Genomic DNA, 16,219 nt, shown 5'->3' on the forward strand with positions numbered 1-16,219 from the left:
CTGCCGCGCCTGGGCGCCAATCCGCTCAGGGCCATCAGTTCAGGGCGGGGAACCAACGGGCTGGCGATGTCAAGCGACTTTCGACTGGATGGCCAAAGGGCTCTGATCTCCGGAGGATCCAAGGGCCTCGGGGCCGCCATCGCCGAGCGCTTCGCTGAAGCTGGAGCCGACATCGGCGTGATCGGCAGGAACCGCGATGGGCTGAACCGGGTCCAACGTCTGGTGGAGAGTCAGGGTCGACAGTGCTGCGTGATCGAAGCCGACCTCTCCTCGATCGAGGGGGCAATGCAGGCCGGCAGGCAAGCCCTGGATCTGGCCCCGGAGTGGGACATTCTTGTCAACAATGCCGGCATCGCCAGGGTCAACTCGATTCTTGACACCAGCCAGCGGGATTGGGACGAGGTCTTTGCGCTCAACCTGCGCTCAGCCCTGCTGCTCTCTCAGGCGATTGTTCCGCCGATGATCCAGAGAGGACATGGGAAGGTGATCAACATCTCCTCGATCGGGGCCTTCATTGGCAGCCCAGGACTGGCTGCCTATGGCGCCTCCAAAGCAGCCCTCAACCAGCTCACCAGAACGATGGCCGTTGAGTGGGGGCCCTCCAATATTCAGGTGAATGCCCTCTGCCCCACGGTGATTCTGACCCAGATGGGCCACGAGATCTGGGATGATCCCGCGATGGCAGAGGCCAGAAAAAGCAAGGAAAAAAGAATTCCACTGCAGCGTTTTGGAGAGCCCAGGGAAGTGGCCACTGTGGCCCTGTTTCTGGCCAGTGCCGCCTCCAATTTCATCCAGGGCGTTTCGCTTCCTTTGGATGGCGGCTTGATCATCGCGCCCTAATCAAGCGGCTGCTGGCCTCCAATCCAGGAGCGGGACCGCCGCTACGGATTGTGTTGGCCATCGGTTCACGGCGGCGCTGCTGCATACGGTCGAGATGGATAACTCCAGCACTCCAGCCCCCGTCGCTTGCCCGGAGACCGTCGATGACCGCCATCAGCCAGTGCCCTTTCGCGGGCCGCTCCGGAGCGCCCACCAGCGCCGGAGATCAGTCGAACCGCCACTGGTGGCCCCACCAGCTCAACCTGGCCATCCTTCATCAGCATGCGCCGGCCGCCAATCCGCTCGGGGCCAGTTTCCACTACGCCGAGGCCTTCAACGAGCTGGATCTCGCCGCCGTGAAGCGGGATCTCCATGCCCTGATGACCGACTCCCAGGACTGGTGGCCGGCGGATTGGGGCCACTACGGCGGTCTGTTCATCCGCATGGCCTGGCACAGCGCCGGCACCTACCGCACCGGCGATGGCCGTGGCGGCGCCGGCACCGGCAACCAGCGCTTGGCGCCGATCAACAGCTGGCCCGACAACGGCAACCTCGACAAGGCCCGGCGGCTGCTCTGGCCGATCAAGCAGACCTACGGCAACCGCCTCTCCTGGGCCGATCTGATCATCCTGGCCGGCAACTGTGCCCTCGAATCGATGGGCTTTCCCACCTTCGGTTTCGGCGGTGGCCGCGTGGATGTGTGGCAACCGGAGGAGGACATCTACTGGGGCAGCGAGACCACCTGGCTCGGCGATGAGCGCTACAGCGGTGAGCGCGAGCTGGAGAATCCCCTCGCTGCGGTGCAGATGGGGCTGATCTACGTGAACCCCGAAGGCCCCAATGGCGTTCCCGACCCGGTGGCCTCCGGCCGCGATGTGCGCGAAACCTTTGCGCGCATGGCCATGAACGACGAGGAGACCGTGGCCCTGGTGGCCGGCGGTCACACCTTCGGCAAGGCCCATGGGGCCGGCGATCCGGAGTTGGTGGGGCCCGCTCCGGAGGGCGCCACCTTGGAGGAGCAGGGGCTGGGCTGGCACAACCGCTTCGGCACGGGCAAGGGCGGCGATGCCACCACCAGCGGCATCGAGGGCGCCTGGAAGCCCAACCCCACCACCTGGGACCGGGGCTACTTCGAGATGCTCTTCGGCTACGAGTGGGAGCTGGAGAAAAGCCCGGCCGGTGCCTGGCAGTGGCGGGCCAAGGATGTGCGCGAGGAGCACCTGATTCCCGACGCCCACGACCCCAGCCAGCGCCATCGGCCGATGATGACAACGGCTGATCTGTCGCTGCGTTTCGATCCGATCTACGAGCCGATCGCCCGCCGCTTCCACGCCGACCAGCCGGCCTTCGCCGACGCTTTCGCCCGCGCCTGGTTCAAGCTCACCCACCGCGACATGGGCCCGAAGGCGCTCTATCTCGGCCCCGAAGTGCCCAGCGAAGACCTCATCTGGCAGGACCCGATTCCAGCGGTGGATCATCCCCTGATCGGCGCCGCCGCCATCAGCGAGCTCAAGGAGCGGGTGCTGGCCTCCGGGCTCACGCTGCCTGAGCTGGTGGCCACCGCCTGGGCCTCAGCCTGCACCTATCGCGGCTCCGACAAACGCGGCGGGGCCAACGGCGCTCGCCTGCGCCTGGCACCCCAGAACGGCTGGGAGGTGAACGGGCCCGAGCAGCTCGCGCGGGTGCTGGCGGTGCTGGAGGAGATCCAGCGGGGCTTCAACGCCGCCCAGAGCGATGGCACTCAGGTGTCACTGGCGGATCTGATCGTGCTGGCGGGCGGGGCGGCGGTGGAAGCCGCGGCCGCGGCCGGCGGCCATCGGCTGGAGGTGCCGTTCCGAGCGGGCCGCAGCGATGCCTCCCAGGAGCAGACCGACGTGGAGTCGTTTGCGGTGCTGGAGCCCCAGGCCGATGGCTTCCGCAACTACCAGAAGCGGGCCTTCATCGTGCCGGCGGAGGAACTGCTGCTCGATCGGGCCCAGCTGCTCGGCCTGAGCGCACCGGAGATGACGGTGCTGGTGGGCGGGCTGCGGGTGCTCGGCGCCAATGCGGCCGGCTCAGGCGATGGGGTGTTCACCCAGCGCGTGGGCACCCTCAGCACCGACTTCTTCGTAAACCTGCTGGACATGGGAACGGTGTGGACCCCCAGCGCCCAGAACGGCGACAGCTTTGAGGGGCGCGACCGCCACAGCGGCGAGCTGCGCTGGACCGGCAGCCGCGTGGACCTGGTGTTCGGCTCCAACTCCCAGCTGAGGGCCCTGGCGGAGGTGTATGCCCAGAACGACGGCCCGGCCCGGTTCGTGGCCGACTTCGCCGCGGCCTGGAGCAAGGTGATGACCCTCGATCTCGTCCCTGACGCCTCCCACGGCTCCCCCTCCAGCTCCAGCTGAAGCGCCCTCTCTAGGTGGGGCGGAGGATGGCATCCAGCATCCGGGCGGTCTGCGCGATCGGGCCCACATCGTGCACCCGCAGCACATCGGCGCCCTGGGTGATCGCCTGGGCGCAGACCGCCGCCGTGCCCCACAGCCGGGCGCGGGGCCGGGGTTCATCCAGCACCGCGCCGATGAAGCGTTTGCGCGAGGGGCCCACCAGCAGGGGAAACCCGTCGCGGCGCAGCTCGGCGAGCCCGCGCAGCAGGGCGAGGTTGTGCTCGGTGGTCTTGGCGAAGCCCAGCCCCGGATCCCAGATCAGCTGATCAGCGCGAACACCCGCCGCCAGGGCGTTGTCAGTGGCACGCAGCAACTCCTGGCGCACCTCGGCCACCACATCGCTGTAGTGCGCCAGCCCGTCCATGCTGCCGCTGTCGCCGCGGCTGTGCATCAGCACATAGGGGCAGCCATGCTCCGCCACCACCGCCAGGATCTCGGGATCGCGCCGGCCGCCGCTCACATCATTGATCCAGTGGGCCCCAGCCGCCAGGGCAGCGGCGGCCACCGGGGCCCGGAAGGTGTCGATCGAGAGCAGCGGGCCGCCTGGCAGGGCGCAGGCCCTGCCGATCAGCTCCAGGGCCGGCAACAGCCGCTGCAGCTCCTGCTCGGCGCTGATCACAGCCGCCCCCGGCCGGGTGCTCTGGCCACCGAGATCCAGCAGATCCGCCCCCTGGGCCAGCATCGCCCGGGCCTGAGCCAGGGCGGCGGCAGGACGATCGAAGCGGCCGCCATCACTGAAGGAATCAGGGGTGAGGTTGATCACCCCCATCACGTAGGTGCGGGTGCCCCAGGCCAGGGCGGCCCCAGGCTCCATCGATGCACTACTGGAGGCCATGGTCGGCGCTGCCGTTGGCGCCATCCATCCTCAGCCCCCAGCAGCCGCGCCTGGGGTCCATGGGAAACTGAGCAGGTCGCTGGCCCCTCGGGCCGACGGCAGGCCCCTGGAGGGGTGGTCGAGTGGTTGATGGCTCCGGTCTTGAAAACCGGCGAAGGGAAACCTTCCGCGGGTTCGAATCCCGCCCCCTCCGTTAAAACAGATTCCTGAGACGGCTGAGAAGGTCCAGAGACCTTGTTGCCTCGTTGGTTCTCAGGGCGTGTTGGTCCCGGAAAGTCTGCAATGGTCGCCCAAGGTCCAGCAGTTGTGTTGGTGCAAGTGTTGGTGTATAATTAGGCATGTTGGTGTATTTGGAAGTGACCTTAACTGACGCCCAAGTGAAAGCAGCAAAGCCGGCGCTCAAGACTGCAAGGCTCAGCGACGCAGGTGGCCTCCACCTAGAAGTCAACCCTCAAGGAGGTAAGTACTGGGTCTGGAGGCACCGCTTTCCTCCAATGCGAGCGGGAAAGCCGCAGGATTACCGGATTGGCCCCTATCCAAAAGTTTCTCTGAAAAAAGCCAGAGAGGTTCGAGACGAGCAAAAGCGAAGACTTTATGAAGAAGGCATTAATCCCTGTTTGGCCAAAAAACAAAATAAAATTGAGAGATACCGACCTGCCCAAGTACTTACTTTTGAATCAGTAGCCAGAGAGTGGCACGAAATTAAAACTCAAGGAAAATGGGGCGAACGCCACAGCAATGACGTACTCCAAAAGCTAGTGAGGGATATACTTCCAATGATAGGGCCAATAGAGATAAGAAATATTACGACCCCTGATTGCCTTGGAATTCTTCGGCGAATTGAAAAACGCCAATCGCTAGAGCAAGCGAAGAGGACACTAGGTGTTGTTTCTCAGGTCTGTGACTATGCTTGTGCTCTGGGGTATTTGTCATCAAACCCAGCACATCCCTTGCGTCGGGAAGCACCTATTAAGCAGACAAAAGATAACCATCCTGCTATAAAGTGGGAAGAACTTCCTGAGCTGATTAATGCATTAAATACTAATGAGGTTGGCTCGGATCCGTTGACCCGCAATGGTCTTCGACTTTTGATGCTGACGTTTCCTCGAACCAATGAATTAATTGCCGCGGCCTGGGACGAGATCAATTGGACAGAAAAGATATGGACCGTTCCTGCTGAAAGGATGAAAGGCGCCAGGGGGTCAAGAAAGGAACACTTGATCCCATTATCGGATAAAGCGCTGGAGATATTCAAAGAACTCTACGAGATAACAGGGCCTGATGGCTATATCTTCAAGAGCATGCGCACTAAAACGGGATACATGAGCAATAATACCATGAATATGGCGCTAAAAAGAATGGGCTTCGACAAGAGAATGTGTGGTCACGGATTTCGCTCGTTTGCCATGACCAATATTCAAGAAAAATTGAAGATTAGTCTCAGGATTGCAAAACGACAGCATGCTCATATAGAGGAGAATAAAGTTACTGCTGCCTATAATCGGGCTGAATACTTGGATGAACGAATTGATATGATGAATAAATGGGCGGCCTTACTAGTTGAACAAGGTCTAAAATAAGAAAACAAGGTTTTAAAAGAATATATATTTACATATACACCTGTCAAGCGCTGTGGCGGTTGAAGTGGTCTGGATGGAGCGGCGTCATCTTTCCTGGCAGAGGGGGGGGTGCGACGGGCACTTAGATGCTAATGTGCCAAGAGTTGATACCATTTTGCTGGTGAGCAGACCATACTGTGTAACAACTGCACCCTTCCAAGGATGAACGGTCTGCTTGCTGCTATGGCGGTTGCAAACCCAGTAATTACCGCTCTGCTGACTGTTGTTGTATTCCTGGAAAAAGATAAGTTAAAGAAAAGATCCGAAGATATAGAGGCAGCCCTTAAAAATGGCAACGCCGCTATCGTCCAGACTATTGAAGCGCAGAAGCAAGATTTTACCAATATTGCCGACCGACTAGAGGCACTATCTAAAGACTCTGAAAAGTCAGCAGAGACGTTTATAGGTTTATCTACCGCCCTGACAGAAAGTTCAGCGGTAAGCGCAAAAGCGCTTGGCGGGGTAACAGAGGGCCTTCAGGCACATGCAACGTCTGTAGCAGGACTCGTTACAGACTTGTCAACCAAGGTGTCCGAGACCAGTGCAACAGCAATTGCGGACCTTGCTGCAAAGACAGCAGAAGCGATCAAAGTAGTTGCCGATCAAGTCGGAAGGGTAGAGGCAGCGCAAATCGCAAGCAAGGAGGCATCTACTCAAGCAATTGCGGAACTGGCAGCAAAAAATACAGACTTGTCAACCAAGGTGTCCGAGACCAGTGCAACAGCAATTGCGGACCTTGCTGCAAAGACAGCAGAAGCGATCAAAGTAGTTGCAGATCAAGTCGGAAGGGTAGAGGCAGCGCAAGCAGAGGCATCAAAGTCATCAGCAGAGTCTGTAGCAAAGTTGACTCAAGAAATCGCGCAGACAAGTAAATCGATTAAGGAATTACAAGAAACCCTCAAGAGTACTGTGACTCTTTGATGAGATGCCTAGAACACTGAGCGAACGCTACCTGCTCTATCTAAGGGAAATGAGCAAGAAAGTTGTATTTGGCTCTGGGGCAGTAGGCGATTACTCCCAGGTTCTGATAACAACTACAAGAAAGAAGTCGCAAAAGAAGTTTCAGCGCATAACAGACCTACGCTTGAGTCAGGTAATAACCAGTGGGACGGAGGGGTATCGCAGGGAACAAGATCAGGAAAAGATCGGCAACGGAATTTTTTGTGGCGTTGGCATTCTGGCAGGCACCTACACAAAGCGTGTAGGCACCAAAAGCACACTAAGATTAATTGCCGCCCCAACAATTTATGGTCAGGTTGTCTTTGAAGAAAGTGGCGAAGCGGAGGTTGCAGAGTGGGTTGTGAACTACGATATTGCTACTGCTCTGATAGGAAGAAACGCCGATGAGGAGGAAGAAGCATACGCAGCATTTGATCCTGAAGCAAATCAAACAGGAGGCCAGATCGTTCAAGATATTGAAGACGTATTGGAAACAGTAACCACAAAGGATATTGGAAGTATCCTAGCAATGTCCGAGAAGTATGTAAGTGGCTTCAAAGATCTGACTGAAACCACCTGTGAGCGAGTAGATACTCCGCTTGAGTGCGTAGAAGCAGCAATTGATGCCAGAGATAATCTGAAGACTAAAAAGTTCTTCTTCTGTCCAGGTGACTGGGTTTTCTTCGCGCCTGTGCCTCCTGGTCTAAGCACATACAGAGCGTTAGATGACCTTGCCAAGGAGATGGGGCCATGAAGACACTGGAGCGACTGCTGGAGTCGGTCTTCAGCGGTAAGAAATTTGAATCAGAACACCCGCCAGTACAAGAAGAGCAGATCTTCAAGGTACTAGCGAGACTTCCTTATTCATTATCTAAGTCCCAGCGGACAGCGATTTACCGGGCACTAAGCAACGATATTTCTTACATCCAAGGTCCACCTGGGACAGGAAAGTCCTTTACGATTTCTGCCCTTGCAATCGCAGCAAGTGAACTGGGTTTGAAGGTTCTTGTTGCATCTCAAAAGACTCCCGCAGTAGATATTGTTTATGAGAAAGTCACTGAGGTTCTTGGAGATGCGGCGTGTCTCTACATCTCAGATGACCAGCAGCGAAAGCAGAACACACGAGGCATCATTGACCGCCTGCTAAGCAAGGCAACCGATTACCAGACAACAAGTGAGGAGAGCGAACTCAAGCGTCTATCGGAGCATGTAGACACACTCGTGGCAGAACGACTTGATTATGCAAAGCGAATTCAAGAATATGAGTCAGAACTGCGTCGGTACTATGACACGAACCAAGTTGCACAAGATTCACGGCAAGTTCTCAAAGAGGACTTTGGTCTACCTGAAATAACAGTAAAGAAAATCAATTTGCTACAAGGCAATGAGAGCAGAGAAAAAGCAAAGGTCTTACTGAATGAATGCAGAAGCATTCGGGAAGAATCAAGAAAGTTAGGTGGTACCACCACTCTTGAAAAAGGTGTACGACTGAAGATACTTTCTAATGCGGTACTACGAGCACTCGACTTTGAAATTGAGTACTATAAGAAGCACCAGGAAGAAGTGCTCGTTAGGTCCTTGACCTACTCATCAAACCTTGCTGATGCTCAGTCTTTACAGCGAGTAATCAAAGGTCAACCACTAGAAGTTACACGCAGAACATTTGATAGAAGGAATTCAGAGTTATACCCAAAAAATCCAAAAGAATCCGTACTTGCGCATTATCTAGCGTCACACCACTCGGTCCGCATTAACACACTGCTACAGGGCAGAGAATATAGAGATGCTTTAGATGCCTTTCACCGCAGACTTAGATGGAAAAATGCCAGAAGAGTGCGATTGGCGAATGCCAAGATTAATTTTGATTTGTTATTTGAAATGTTCCCAATAGTGATGGGAGAGATCAAATCCCTTCATCCGTACCTACCATTCAAAGAAGAGACTATTGATCTTCTCATATTAGACGAAGCATCTCAGGTCAATCTTGCTGAGATCTTCCCAATCCTATTCAGAGCGAAGAGATTCTGTATTGTTGGCGATCACAACCAACTTGGTATAAAGGCAGGAGGAGTCATATTCATAAGCAAAGTATTTGAGAAGTTGACCTGGCAAAAGCAATTTGCTGGTCTTCCTGGATATCCGCTTGATTTCAAATCGGCACAAGAAAGAGACTTGCTTGTATCAGAATCATCCATACTTGATCTGATCAGAAATGACCTCAATCCAGTAACTGCTGCACCCGTACTGCTAAACGAACACTTCCGTTCGCTGCCAATGCTTGCTGAGTTTACGAGTGAGCAGTTTTACAAAGACGAAAGTCCCGAATCGGGACTGCGAATCATGACGGCAGTGCCAGACAAGAAAGCGCTCAATGCTTTTATGGATATAGAGGTCGCAAGCAGACGAGAAGAGAATTCGCAGATCAACAAGGGCGAGGTTGAGAAGGCATTTGAGGTCATTTTATCCTTTGCAAAACAAGCACCTACTGATTTGACTAAGGAAGTGTTTGGAATGCCTCAACTGGTAGGGAAATCAATCTCGTTAGGTGTTGTGTGCTTCATCAGAGACCAAGTAAACTATATGAAAGAGGAAGTTCTGCGTCGGTTGACTGATGAACAGCAAGAGCGAATATCTTTAATGATTGGAACTCCAGAGGAATTTCAAGGGAATGAGCGGGATGTGATGATATTCACGCCTGCCATAGACGAAGAGCAAAAAAGATCAAAAGCATTCATGGAAGACCGCAACCGCTTCAATGTTGCAACCAGCAGAGCAAAATTCTACAAGTACTTTATTCATGGCAAGCTTCCATCCAATATGATTCTAATGCAGCAGATGCTGACGAAGATGGGACAAGGTAAGAGTGAAATCAAGGAAATGGACAAGGGTCATCTCCCAATTGGATGGACTTACAAGAAGTCTGAATGTGATTCGGACTTTGAGTTGGTAATTGCTGATGTACTGGAAGACCTGATTGTAAGAGAATATCCAAACAGACTGACGCTATACAATCAGGTTCGCACCTGCGGATTCAGACTTGACTTCGTGGTATATGACAGAACAAGCAAACGGGCAGTAGGCATTGAAGTTGATGGTAAGTATCACTATCTTGATAACGGCAGCAGTTATACAGACGAGCATTTAGAGCGGGCAAACGCACTGAAGCGAGCGGATTGGGTCATCAAATACTTGCCGTACTGGAACTGGTTCCAGGATGGTTGGATTGAGCGTGATGCTGCTGCTGCTAATGAACTACGGCAATTCATTCGCGACTTCTTTAGGTGATTAGACATGCCAGTCCGACACCGAACCGGATTCCGCTGTGACGATGCAAGTCGTTGTACCAGCTCACGGTCACAACCATCCCACAACCGTAGCCTCCTGGCTGTTACCACGCAACGCTGCCTTGTCGGCTCCCATCAAGGACTACACATCCTTCGAATGCTGGCCCTCAGTGGCAGGCAGGGAGCCAGGGGTGGCGCGGCAGAGAATTGGTGGTGGCCTGTCCACTCGAGGGGCTTGTTCGAAGGGTCGCTACTCAGCAGGCTACGTATGCAGACCATTTTTTTCTCGTAGCATTCCTGCATCTTCTGGCTTCCATGCCCCTTAGGCTTGTTGACCTAAGCTTGTATTATGTGCTTAGATCACAAATAAACTATGTCTACTCAGAATGATCAATGCATCGCTGAACCTCGCCTCGTTGTGCGGAATAGCTCTGTTCCTTTGGTGGCTCTTGGCTGTGCCTGCAGCATGTTTTCAAATATGGTTTATACTGACAAGAAGGGCTGATACCTCCCCCGCAGTTGTCGCCAAGTCATTGCTTACTGCAGCTGTAGGGCTGGGCCGGATTATTGGGCTTCCGGTTGCAGGCTTTATTCTATTCTTTCAAGGCTGGAGGCTTGACCCTATACTTCAGTTTGCAGTCATTATCTTGTGCGTTTTACTCGTAGCCGAATCCTCGGCCTCAGTAGCGTCAGACTTTGACCAATGGCGAAGAAGGCTGGGAAGAGCTGTTGCGGTTATTGGGGTCGATCAGCAGCCAGACGACAATTCATAGATGAACGCCTATAGCAAACATGTTGCTTACTCCCCAAGCCTTCTAGTTCCTGCACGTCTGTTACTCAGCCTATAAGAGTTGAGCTATCGCTCACTCCCGCGGACACCCCCTCTCCTTCGCAACCTATAAAATCATGTGATGTTTGATTGTGTCATCGAGGCCTTGGTTATTGCCAGTGCGGACCCCTGAAAGCATAAATGTGTAGTCAATGAATCACGAGGCGTATTTATCCCCAGTCCTTCAAACAGTATTTCGACGGGTCCAGTATCCACCTCAATCCCTGCCTCATTTTCAGCCTAAGATCCTTCATGGCTTGCAGGTCCAGGGCTGACACCCCTTCCAGGGTTTGGCCTTTGCTCGGATTGGAGAGTGGACAAGGGTGTAACAGGCGTGTCTGTGAACCAATTGCTCGTTCAGCTTAAGGCCACCTAGAAAAATCCGAAAAATCAGCCGAGACTGTCAATCTGACTCCAGTCTCGGCAAGGGATCTTAGCCGTATAGACGGTCGAAAAAGGTGATTTTCAGAGGTGCCCTTAAGCTACTTGCATCTGAGAGGTCATCCATTGTTGGATATGAGCCTCTGCCCAAACAACCCGCCTTGGACCAAGCTTGATTTGGGGAGGAAATTCCCCATTTGCCATTTTGGCGTAAATAGAAGACTTAGAAAGACTAGTCATTGCCTCAACTTCACAACGGCGAAGAAACTTACCGATAGAATTTTGCATAATTAACCTCCAAAAAAAAGACAAAAAAAATGGGGCCTTGACCAAACCCGGAAAATGATATTCAATTAATTCAAAGCTTGTTTATATTTAAGCTTTGCTTGTAGGTAAGGGTTGGCCAGAGCTAGCGACCCCTGTATCATCACCCTGAAATGGCTTGGCCAGGAACTAGATGTACCAGTTTGCTGACTGGCTATCGATTGCTGAGTTGAAGAGGCCAAAGGACTGTATTGGCTTCTCCGTTGACACAGAGCATGATGCACTAGCTTAAGTCTGTATAGAGGCACCTTCTGCTCAGAAAAAATCCCGCAGAATAATTAGCTTAGATGGACCCGCTTGTATAGCTTATTTAAAGGTACTTTTTTTAATGGACAAGAAGATTTAATAAATCTAGTTCTATACGTAATACCACTGTTAGCCAGGGATTCTTCATGCATGGACACTCCCGTTACTATTTGCTCCTGCATTCAGAATTCACGCTTTCTGGAACAACCATATTCTCAATGTCGAGAACCAAGTCGCGATCCTGATGGTTTTGGAATCTAGAAAAATCCTTCAGATTATAAAAAGCATGGCGCTTATAATTCCAAGGAAGAATCACTACTCCCTGATTAAATCTGGATTTATTCTTTGAAATCCGCTGGGCTTTTGTAGTAAGGTAGAAACCAAGAAGACACTTTATCTCAGTGTTATATGTATCGTAAGGATCAGGACAGCAACCTAGGTGAAGATGTGAATGATATCCTATTCCATATCTTGGTCTTGAGTTGCTTTGGTTAATGATCATATTCTGTTTCTCATGAAACCATAATGCCAGTGGCCGTTCAGGATGTTTTTTTATCTTCCTTTTGTTGCACTTAAGCATTTTCGACAGCAGCATATTATTGATGTACCTAGCTTCATTGACTGCTTCTTCAAAACTACGTACTATTGGATAGTATTCTATGGTAATAAACCACTTAGGATTACTATACGTTGAATAAAGCTCCTTTAAATACTCCTTGGTTGCATCTAGAATCGATGATGAGTCTACTTTATTGTTATGATCCAGTAGACTCTTTTTGGTTGAAACTAGGTGTTTAGATCCTTGAGTCGGTTTAATATTCTTTAAATATAATGGTGTTTCCATAACTTATTCTCCTTATTAACCTGTGTCTATTGGCTTCTTATCTATTTGGTATTTGAAGGAATCATTTATCTATTCTTTCTTTATTGATGTCTTGGTAATCTTTAAAATTCTCTGTTTTCTTGATATTATAAAATCCTCTGAGTTATGACTTTTTCTCAGCAAATCAAAATATTGAAAGCAAATATGATACTTGGCCTCTGCTCTAGTTCTTATATTCTACTTATTTTTCACTCAAGCTTGAACTCCTATCATACAGCTTCCTTTAAATCCTGTCAAGTCTTTTTTCGTTTATGTCTTCACAGATAGAATCCAGAATCATATTTAGAATACTATTCCTTTGATGATTTCATCTTCTTCTGTATCGGTTGATACAAATCTAGATCACTCATTAGAGTGCTGAATGATGCCACATTTCCCTGCTCCATCACTTTTTAACCTTCTTGTAATTCCCCCTTATCATTTCCAGTGTGTACTCAACCGGTTTCTTGTGGGCCATTTCAGCAAGCTCAAGGAGCATTTGATATTCAACAGCTGGAATCGGAATATTCCTGCTCATTTACATTCTCCAGAGACATTATCATCACTTAACTTTTTAGCTACATATAGATCAACAGATTCCTTCTGTGTTACTGCTTTATGCAGCCTCAGAAGATAGTGTAAAGTGTTGGTTCTTGATGCTCTAATCTCTCTGCAAACAGAGTCAAACTCATTCAACGTTCTCTTGTGCCTTCTCCCGAAATATAGGCTAATAAAAGTCCCCTCTTCTGCATCTTTAAATAATGGTTTCATTTTCATCTATTTCACTTACTCTGTATATATTTATAATAGTTTGAATCTCTAGTGAGAAAAGTTGATGGTCATCTATCTACAAGACCATAGATTTAATTATAATATTGCCTCTCCTCCCACTGACCTTCCGCTAGCAGCCCTCCCCCTTACCAATTTCCTTCACCACCGCAGACATCTCCATCAAGCTCCTGATGGACACTACCATCGCCTTACGTGAGATCTAGACACGCATGAACGCCCACGCCTTCTCGGCTGTCCACAACCCTGAGCAAGGGCCAGCCAATGGCATGCCATTAGTCATCTTTGCTAGCAATACCAAGTGCTGCAATTAAGAGACTAATCAAAAACCACTGAACTCCCCAAATCATCGGGCTAAAGAACAAGCCGACGCCTCCCCAAATGAACGGGTTTGTTCCCGTCCAGATCATAGTCCCAATTGGGACACCCAATGGACCACCAAATAGGCCGCTGACACCTCTGACAATCGTCGGGTTCCCCTTCTTGCTGGGGAAGCTCTCTGGTGCAGTACTGACTCCATACCAACAACCACCAATTGCCAAGGAGGCCATGGCAAGACTTCCAATTACAAAAGAATTTTTATTTGACACTTATCTTAGGCAATAAGTACATATCTAGAGTAGTGACTTAAGTATTCACTTAATGTAGCTGTCAATACCATCATGCCGATATTTGCCTGCTCAGCTGGCCTCCAGCAACCGTTTTGAGCACTGGACGGCACTGAAACAGCCCGAAGCTTATATATGGCTACCTTGAAAAGCCAACTCGGTCTGCAGAATAACGAATTGCTTCCTTATTGCACCACAATGCTGCCCCAAAGAAGAACACTAGAAACTGCGGAAGAAACTGAATTGCAATAAGGACTATCCCGCCTTTGCCCCTTGCTTTTGTTGCGACACTGCCTGCTACTTTGGATTCTATCGGTATTCCTTGGTATCCCATATTCCATAAATGAAATCCTTGAAATATCATTATCACTGAACATCCTGCACCAACTAGGGTCAAGATCGCGCCAAACAACTCTAGAGGACTGCCTTTCTTTGAATCTTCAACAATTGATGCGCCAATGCCTAGCCCTAGTGCCGCAATTAGTGCAATCCATGCCGCCGTAGCACCATCCATAGGAGTGATTAAAGTGTTATCTCCCCTAACTCTATCTCGCAGCCTAGCTTCCATGTAAATTTCATCCCTCTGATTCATGCACCCTGGGGCTTGACGGAGAGGATTAATGCGTCGTTTTTACGAGGCCAGCAAGGCTGGCGTGTGAGGTGGACTGGCTTTTCTGGACAGCTCCCATCGTTAACCTCTGAGGCGAGGCACCTCCGCCAAATGGTCGCTCCCAGGTTCCCGAAGGGTCTCAGCAGGTCCAAGGAGTTCCAAAAAATGTGTTGGTGTATGTGTTGGTGTAAATTCTTTGCGAATCCTGAGACTTATTCCAGGAGCTTCCAGAATGGTCCTGTTTAGAAGGACGCCCCCTCCGTTTCCTGCCCGCAGCGGCTTCATGGCAGCGGCCTGAGGGCAGCCGAATCTGCCGCTAACGTCGGCCCGCTTCTGCCCCGACCATCGCCATGAAACGAACGCGTTGGTTGCTGCCGGTGCTGCTGCTCTGCGGGCTGCTGCTGGCGATGCTGCCCCTCTGGCCCGCCCCCGGTGCCGCCCAGAACGCCCGCGCGGAGATCCGGGGGGTCTGGGTGACCACCAACGACATGACCACCATGCGCGATCGCCCCAAGTTGCGGGCGGCGATGGACCAGCTGCAGGAGATGCACTTCAACACCGTCTATCCGGTGGTCTGGAATTCCGGCTACGCCATTCACACCAGTGAGGTGACCCGCACGCGCAAGCTTCAATCCTTTTCCTACAGGGGCCTCGAGGGCCAGGACATCATCGCGGATGTGATCAGTGAGGGCCATGCCAAGGGCATGCTCGTGATTCCCTGGTTCGAATTCGGCTTCATGGCGCCGCCCTTTTCGGAACTGGCACTCCAGCACCCCAGCTGGCTCACCCAGCGGCGGGACGGCAGCCGCACCTCGATCAGTGCCGCCGGAGAAGTGGTGTGGCTCAATCCCTTCAGGCCGGAGGTGCAGCAACTGATCACCGACCTGGTGCTGGAGGTGGTGGGCAACTACGACGGCGACGGCATCCAGTTCGATGACCACATGAGCCTGCCCAATGAGTTCGGTTACGACGAGTACACCAAGGCGCTTTATACCAGAGAAACCAAGCGGGCCGTACCGAGCAATCCGATGGATCAGGCCTGGATGAAGTGGCGTGCCGACAAGATCACGGCCTTCATGGTGCAGCTGCAGAAGGCCGTCAAAGCCAAAAAACCCACCTCGATCATTTCCGTCTCCCCCAACTACTACGACTTCGCCTACAAGCTGCAACTGCAGGACTGGCTGAGCTGGGTGCGGCGAGGCCTCGTTGATGAGCTGATCGTGCAGCTCTACCGACCGGATGTGGCCAGCTTCGCGGCCGAGGTGGCCCGCCCCGAGCTCGCTGAAACACGCCAGAAGATCCCCACCGCCATCGGCGTGATGACGGGACTGCGCACCAAGCCCGCGCCGATGGCGTTGATCCAGGCCCAGGTGCAGACGGCGCGGCAGAGCGGGATGGGGGTGGCCTTCTTCTATTTCGAATCCCTCTGGAATGCCACGGCTGAACCGGCGGAGCTGCGCCGCGAGGGCTTCCTCTCCCTGTTCCCCAGCCCCGCGCCGCGCCGGCCGCTCTAGGAGTTTGTTGCCAATAGAGCATCGAGCCTCTGAGCACGGCGAATCCTGGCCGCGCTGAACCACTTCATCGCTTCTGAGGCTCTGGTGTTCTGCTGAGCATGCCCATCGATGGGCCTGAATCAGCCCCGGCCACA

At 52.6% G+C, this 16,219-nt stretch carries 10 protein-coding genes and 1 tRNA gene; 8 read left to right on the forward strand and 3 right to left on the reverse strand.

Translation table 11 applies throughout. The features are described from left to right. Nucleotides 1-66: 66 nt before the first annotated feature. The gene (locus KQ304_RS10930; RefSeq protein WP_259737115.1) at nt 67-840 is read left to right on the forward strand and encodes an SDR family NAD(P)-dependent oxidoreductase; all 774 of its coding nucleotides are present in this window, start codon (nt 67-69) and stop codon (nt 838-840) included. A 143-nt stretch (nt 841-983) separates the two neighbouring features. Continuing rightward, nucleotides 984-3,206 carry a catalase/peroxidase HPI gene (gene katG, locus KQ304_RS10935; RefSeq protein WP_259737116.1) on the forward strand — a complete coding sequence of 741 codons (2,223 nt, stop codon included), beginning with the start codon at nt 984-986 and terminating at the stop codon, nt 3,204-3,206. Between the two features lie 10 nt (nt 3,207-3,216). On the opposite strand, the gene folP is transcribed toward katG, so the two are convergent. Next, the gene (folP, locus tag KQ304_RS10940; RefSeq protein ID WP_259737117.1) at nt 3,217-4,059 is read right to left on the reverse strand and encodes a dihydropteroate synthase; all 843 of its coding nucleotides are present in this window, start codon (nt 4,057-4,059) and stop codon (nt 3,217-3,219) included. 129 nt (nt 4,060-4,188) lie between these two features. Here folP and KQ304_RS10945 point away from each other — a divergent pair. From KQ304_RS10945 to KQ304_RS10965, 5 genes are all read left to right on the forward strand, one after another. After that, a tRNA-Ser gene (locus tag KQ304_RS10945) sits at nt 4,189-4,273 on the forward strand. A gap of 145 nt (nt 4,274-4,418) precedes the next feature. After that, nucleotides 4,419-5,660, forward strand: a complete 1,242-nt coding sequence (locus KQ304_RS10950) for a phage integrase central domain-containing protein (protein WP_259737118.1) — start codon at nt 4,419-4,421, stop codon at nt 5,658-5,660. Between the two features lie 201 nt (nt 5,661-5,861). Beyond that, nucleotides 5,862-6,620 (forward strand): hypothetical protein, encoded by a 759-nt coding sequence (locus KQ304_RS10955; RefSeq protein WP_259737119.1) that lies wholly within the window; start codon nt 5,862-5,864, stop codon nt 6,618-6,620. Nucleotides 6,621-6,624: 4 nt separating this feature from the next. Then, nucleotides 6,625-7,392, forward strand: coding sequence for a hypothetical protein (locus KQ304_RS10960; protein ID WP_259737120.1), 768 nt, complete (start codon nt 6,625-6,627; stop codon nt 7,390-7,392). After that, nucleotides 7,389-9,923 carry an AAA domain-containing protein gene (locus tag KQ304_RS10965; protein ID WP_259737121.1) on the forward strand — a complete coding sequence of 845 codons (2,535 nt, stop codon included), beginning with the start codon at nt 7,389-7,391 and terminating at the stop codon, nt 9,921-9,923. The genes KQ304_RS10960 and KQ304_RS10965 overlap by 4 nt, the downstream gene beginning before the upstream one ends. A 1,305-nt stretch (nt 9,924-11,228) precedes the next feature. Here KQ304_RS10965 and KQ304_RS10970 read toward each other — a convergent pair. Further along, complete coding sequence (locus KQ304_RS10970) at nt 11,229-11,420, reverse strand: AlpA family transcriptional regulator (protein WP_259737126.1); 192 nt, start codon at nt 11,418-11,420, stop codon at nt 11,229-11,231. Between the two features lie 2,680 nt (nt 11,421-14,100). Continuing rightward, nucleotides 14,101-14,553 carry a hypothetical protein gene (locus KQ304_RS10975; RefSeq protein WP_259737122.1) on the reverse strand — a complete coding sequence of 151 codons (453 nt, stop codon included), beginning with the start codon at nt 14,551-14,553 and terminating at the stop codon, nt 14,101-14,103. A 368-nt stretch (nt 14,554-14,921) separates the two neighbouring features. On the opposite strand from KQ304_RS10975, the gene KQ304_RS10980 reads away from it, so the two are divergent. Further along, the gene (locus tag KQ304_RS10980; protein ID WP_259737123.1) at nt 14,922-16,085 is read left to right on the forward strand and encodes a glycoside hydrolase family 10 protein; all 1,164 of its coding nucleotides are present in this window, start codon (nt 14,922-14,924) and stop codon (nt 16,083-16,085) included. The last annotated feature ends 134 nt before the right edge of the window (nt 16,086-16,219 follow it).

Source organism: Synechococcus sp. CS-1329 (assembly GCF_025128055.1).
Lineage (GTDB): Bacteria > Cyanobacteriota > Cyanobacteriia > PCC-6307 > Cyanobiaceae > Regnicoccus_A.

What these genes read in the sequence shown, in the direction of transcription:
- KQ304_RS10955 (WP_259737119.1), top strand. Translation starts at nt 5,862, where the DNA reads ATGAACGGTCTGCTTGCTGCTATGGCGGTTGCAAACCCAGTAATTACC.
- folP (WP_259737117.1), bottom strand. Translation starts at nt 4,059, where the DNA reads ATGGAGCCTGGGGCCGCCCTGGCCTGGGGCACCCGCACCTACGTGATG.
- KQ304_RS10930 (WP_259737115.1), top strand. Translation starts at nt 67, where the DNA reads ATGTCAAGCGACTTTCGACTGGATGGCCAAAGGGCTCTGATCTCCGGA.
- KQ304_RS10950 (WP_259737118.1), top strand. Translation starts at nt 4,419, where the DNA reads ATGTTGGTGTATTTGGAAGTGACCTTAACTGACGCCCAAGTGAAAGCA.
- KQ304_RS10960 (WP_259737120.1), top strand. Translation starts at nt 6,625, where the DNA reads ATGCCTAGAACACTGAGCGAACGCTACCTGCTCTATCTAAGGGAAATG.
- KQ304_RS10970 (WP_259737126.1), bottom strand. Translation starts at nt 11,420, where the DNA reads ATGCAAAATTCTATCGGTAAGTTTCTTCGCCGTTGTGAAGTTGAGGCA.
- KQ304_RS10975 (WP_259737122.1), bottom strand. Translation starts at nt 14,553, where the DNA reads ATGAATCAGAGGGATGAAATTTACATGGAAGCTAGGCTGCGAGATAGA.
- KQ304_RS10965 (WP_259737121.1), top strand. Translation starts at nt 7,389, where the DNA reads ATGAAGACACTGGAGCGACTGCTGGAGTCGGTCTTCAGCGGTAAGAAA.
- KQ304_RS10980 (WP_259737123.1), top strand. Translation starts at nt 14,922, where the DNA reads ATGAAACGAACGCGTTGGTTGCTGCCGGTGCTGCTGCTCTGCGGGCTG.
- katG (WP_259737116.1), top strand. Translation starts at nt 984, where the DNA reads ATGACCGCCATCAGCCAGTGCCCTTTCGCGGGCCGCTCCGGAGCGCCC.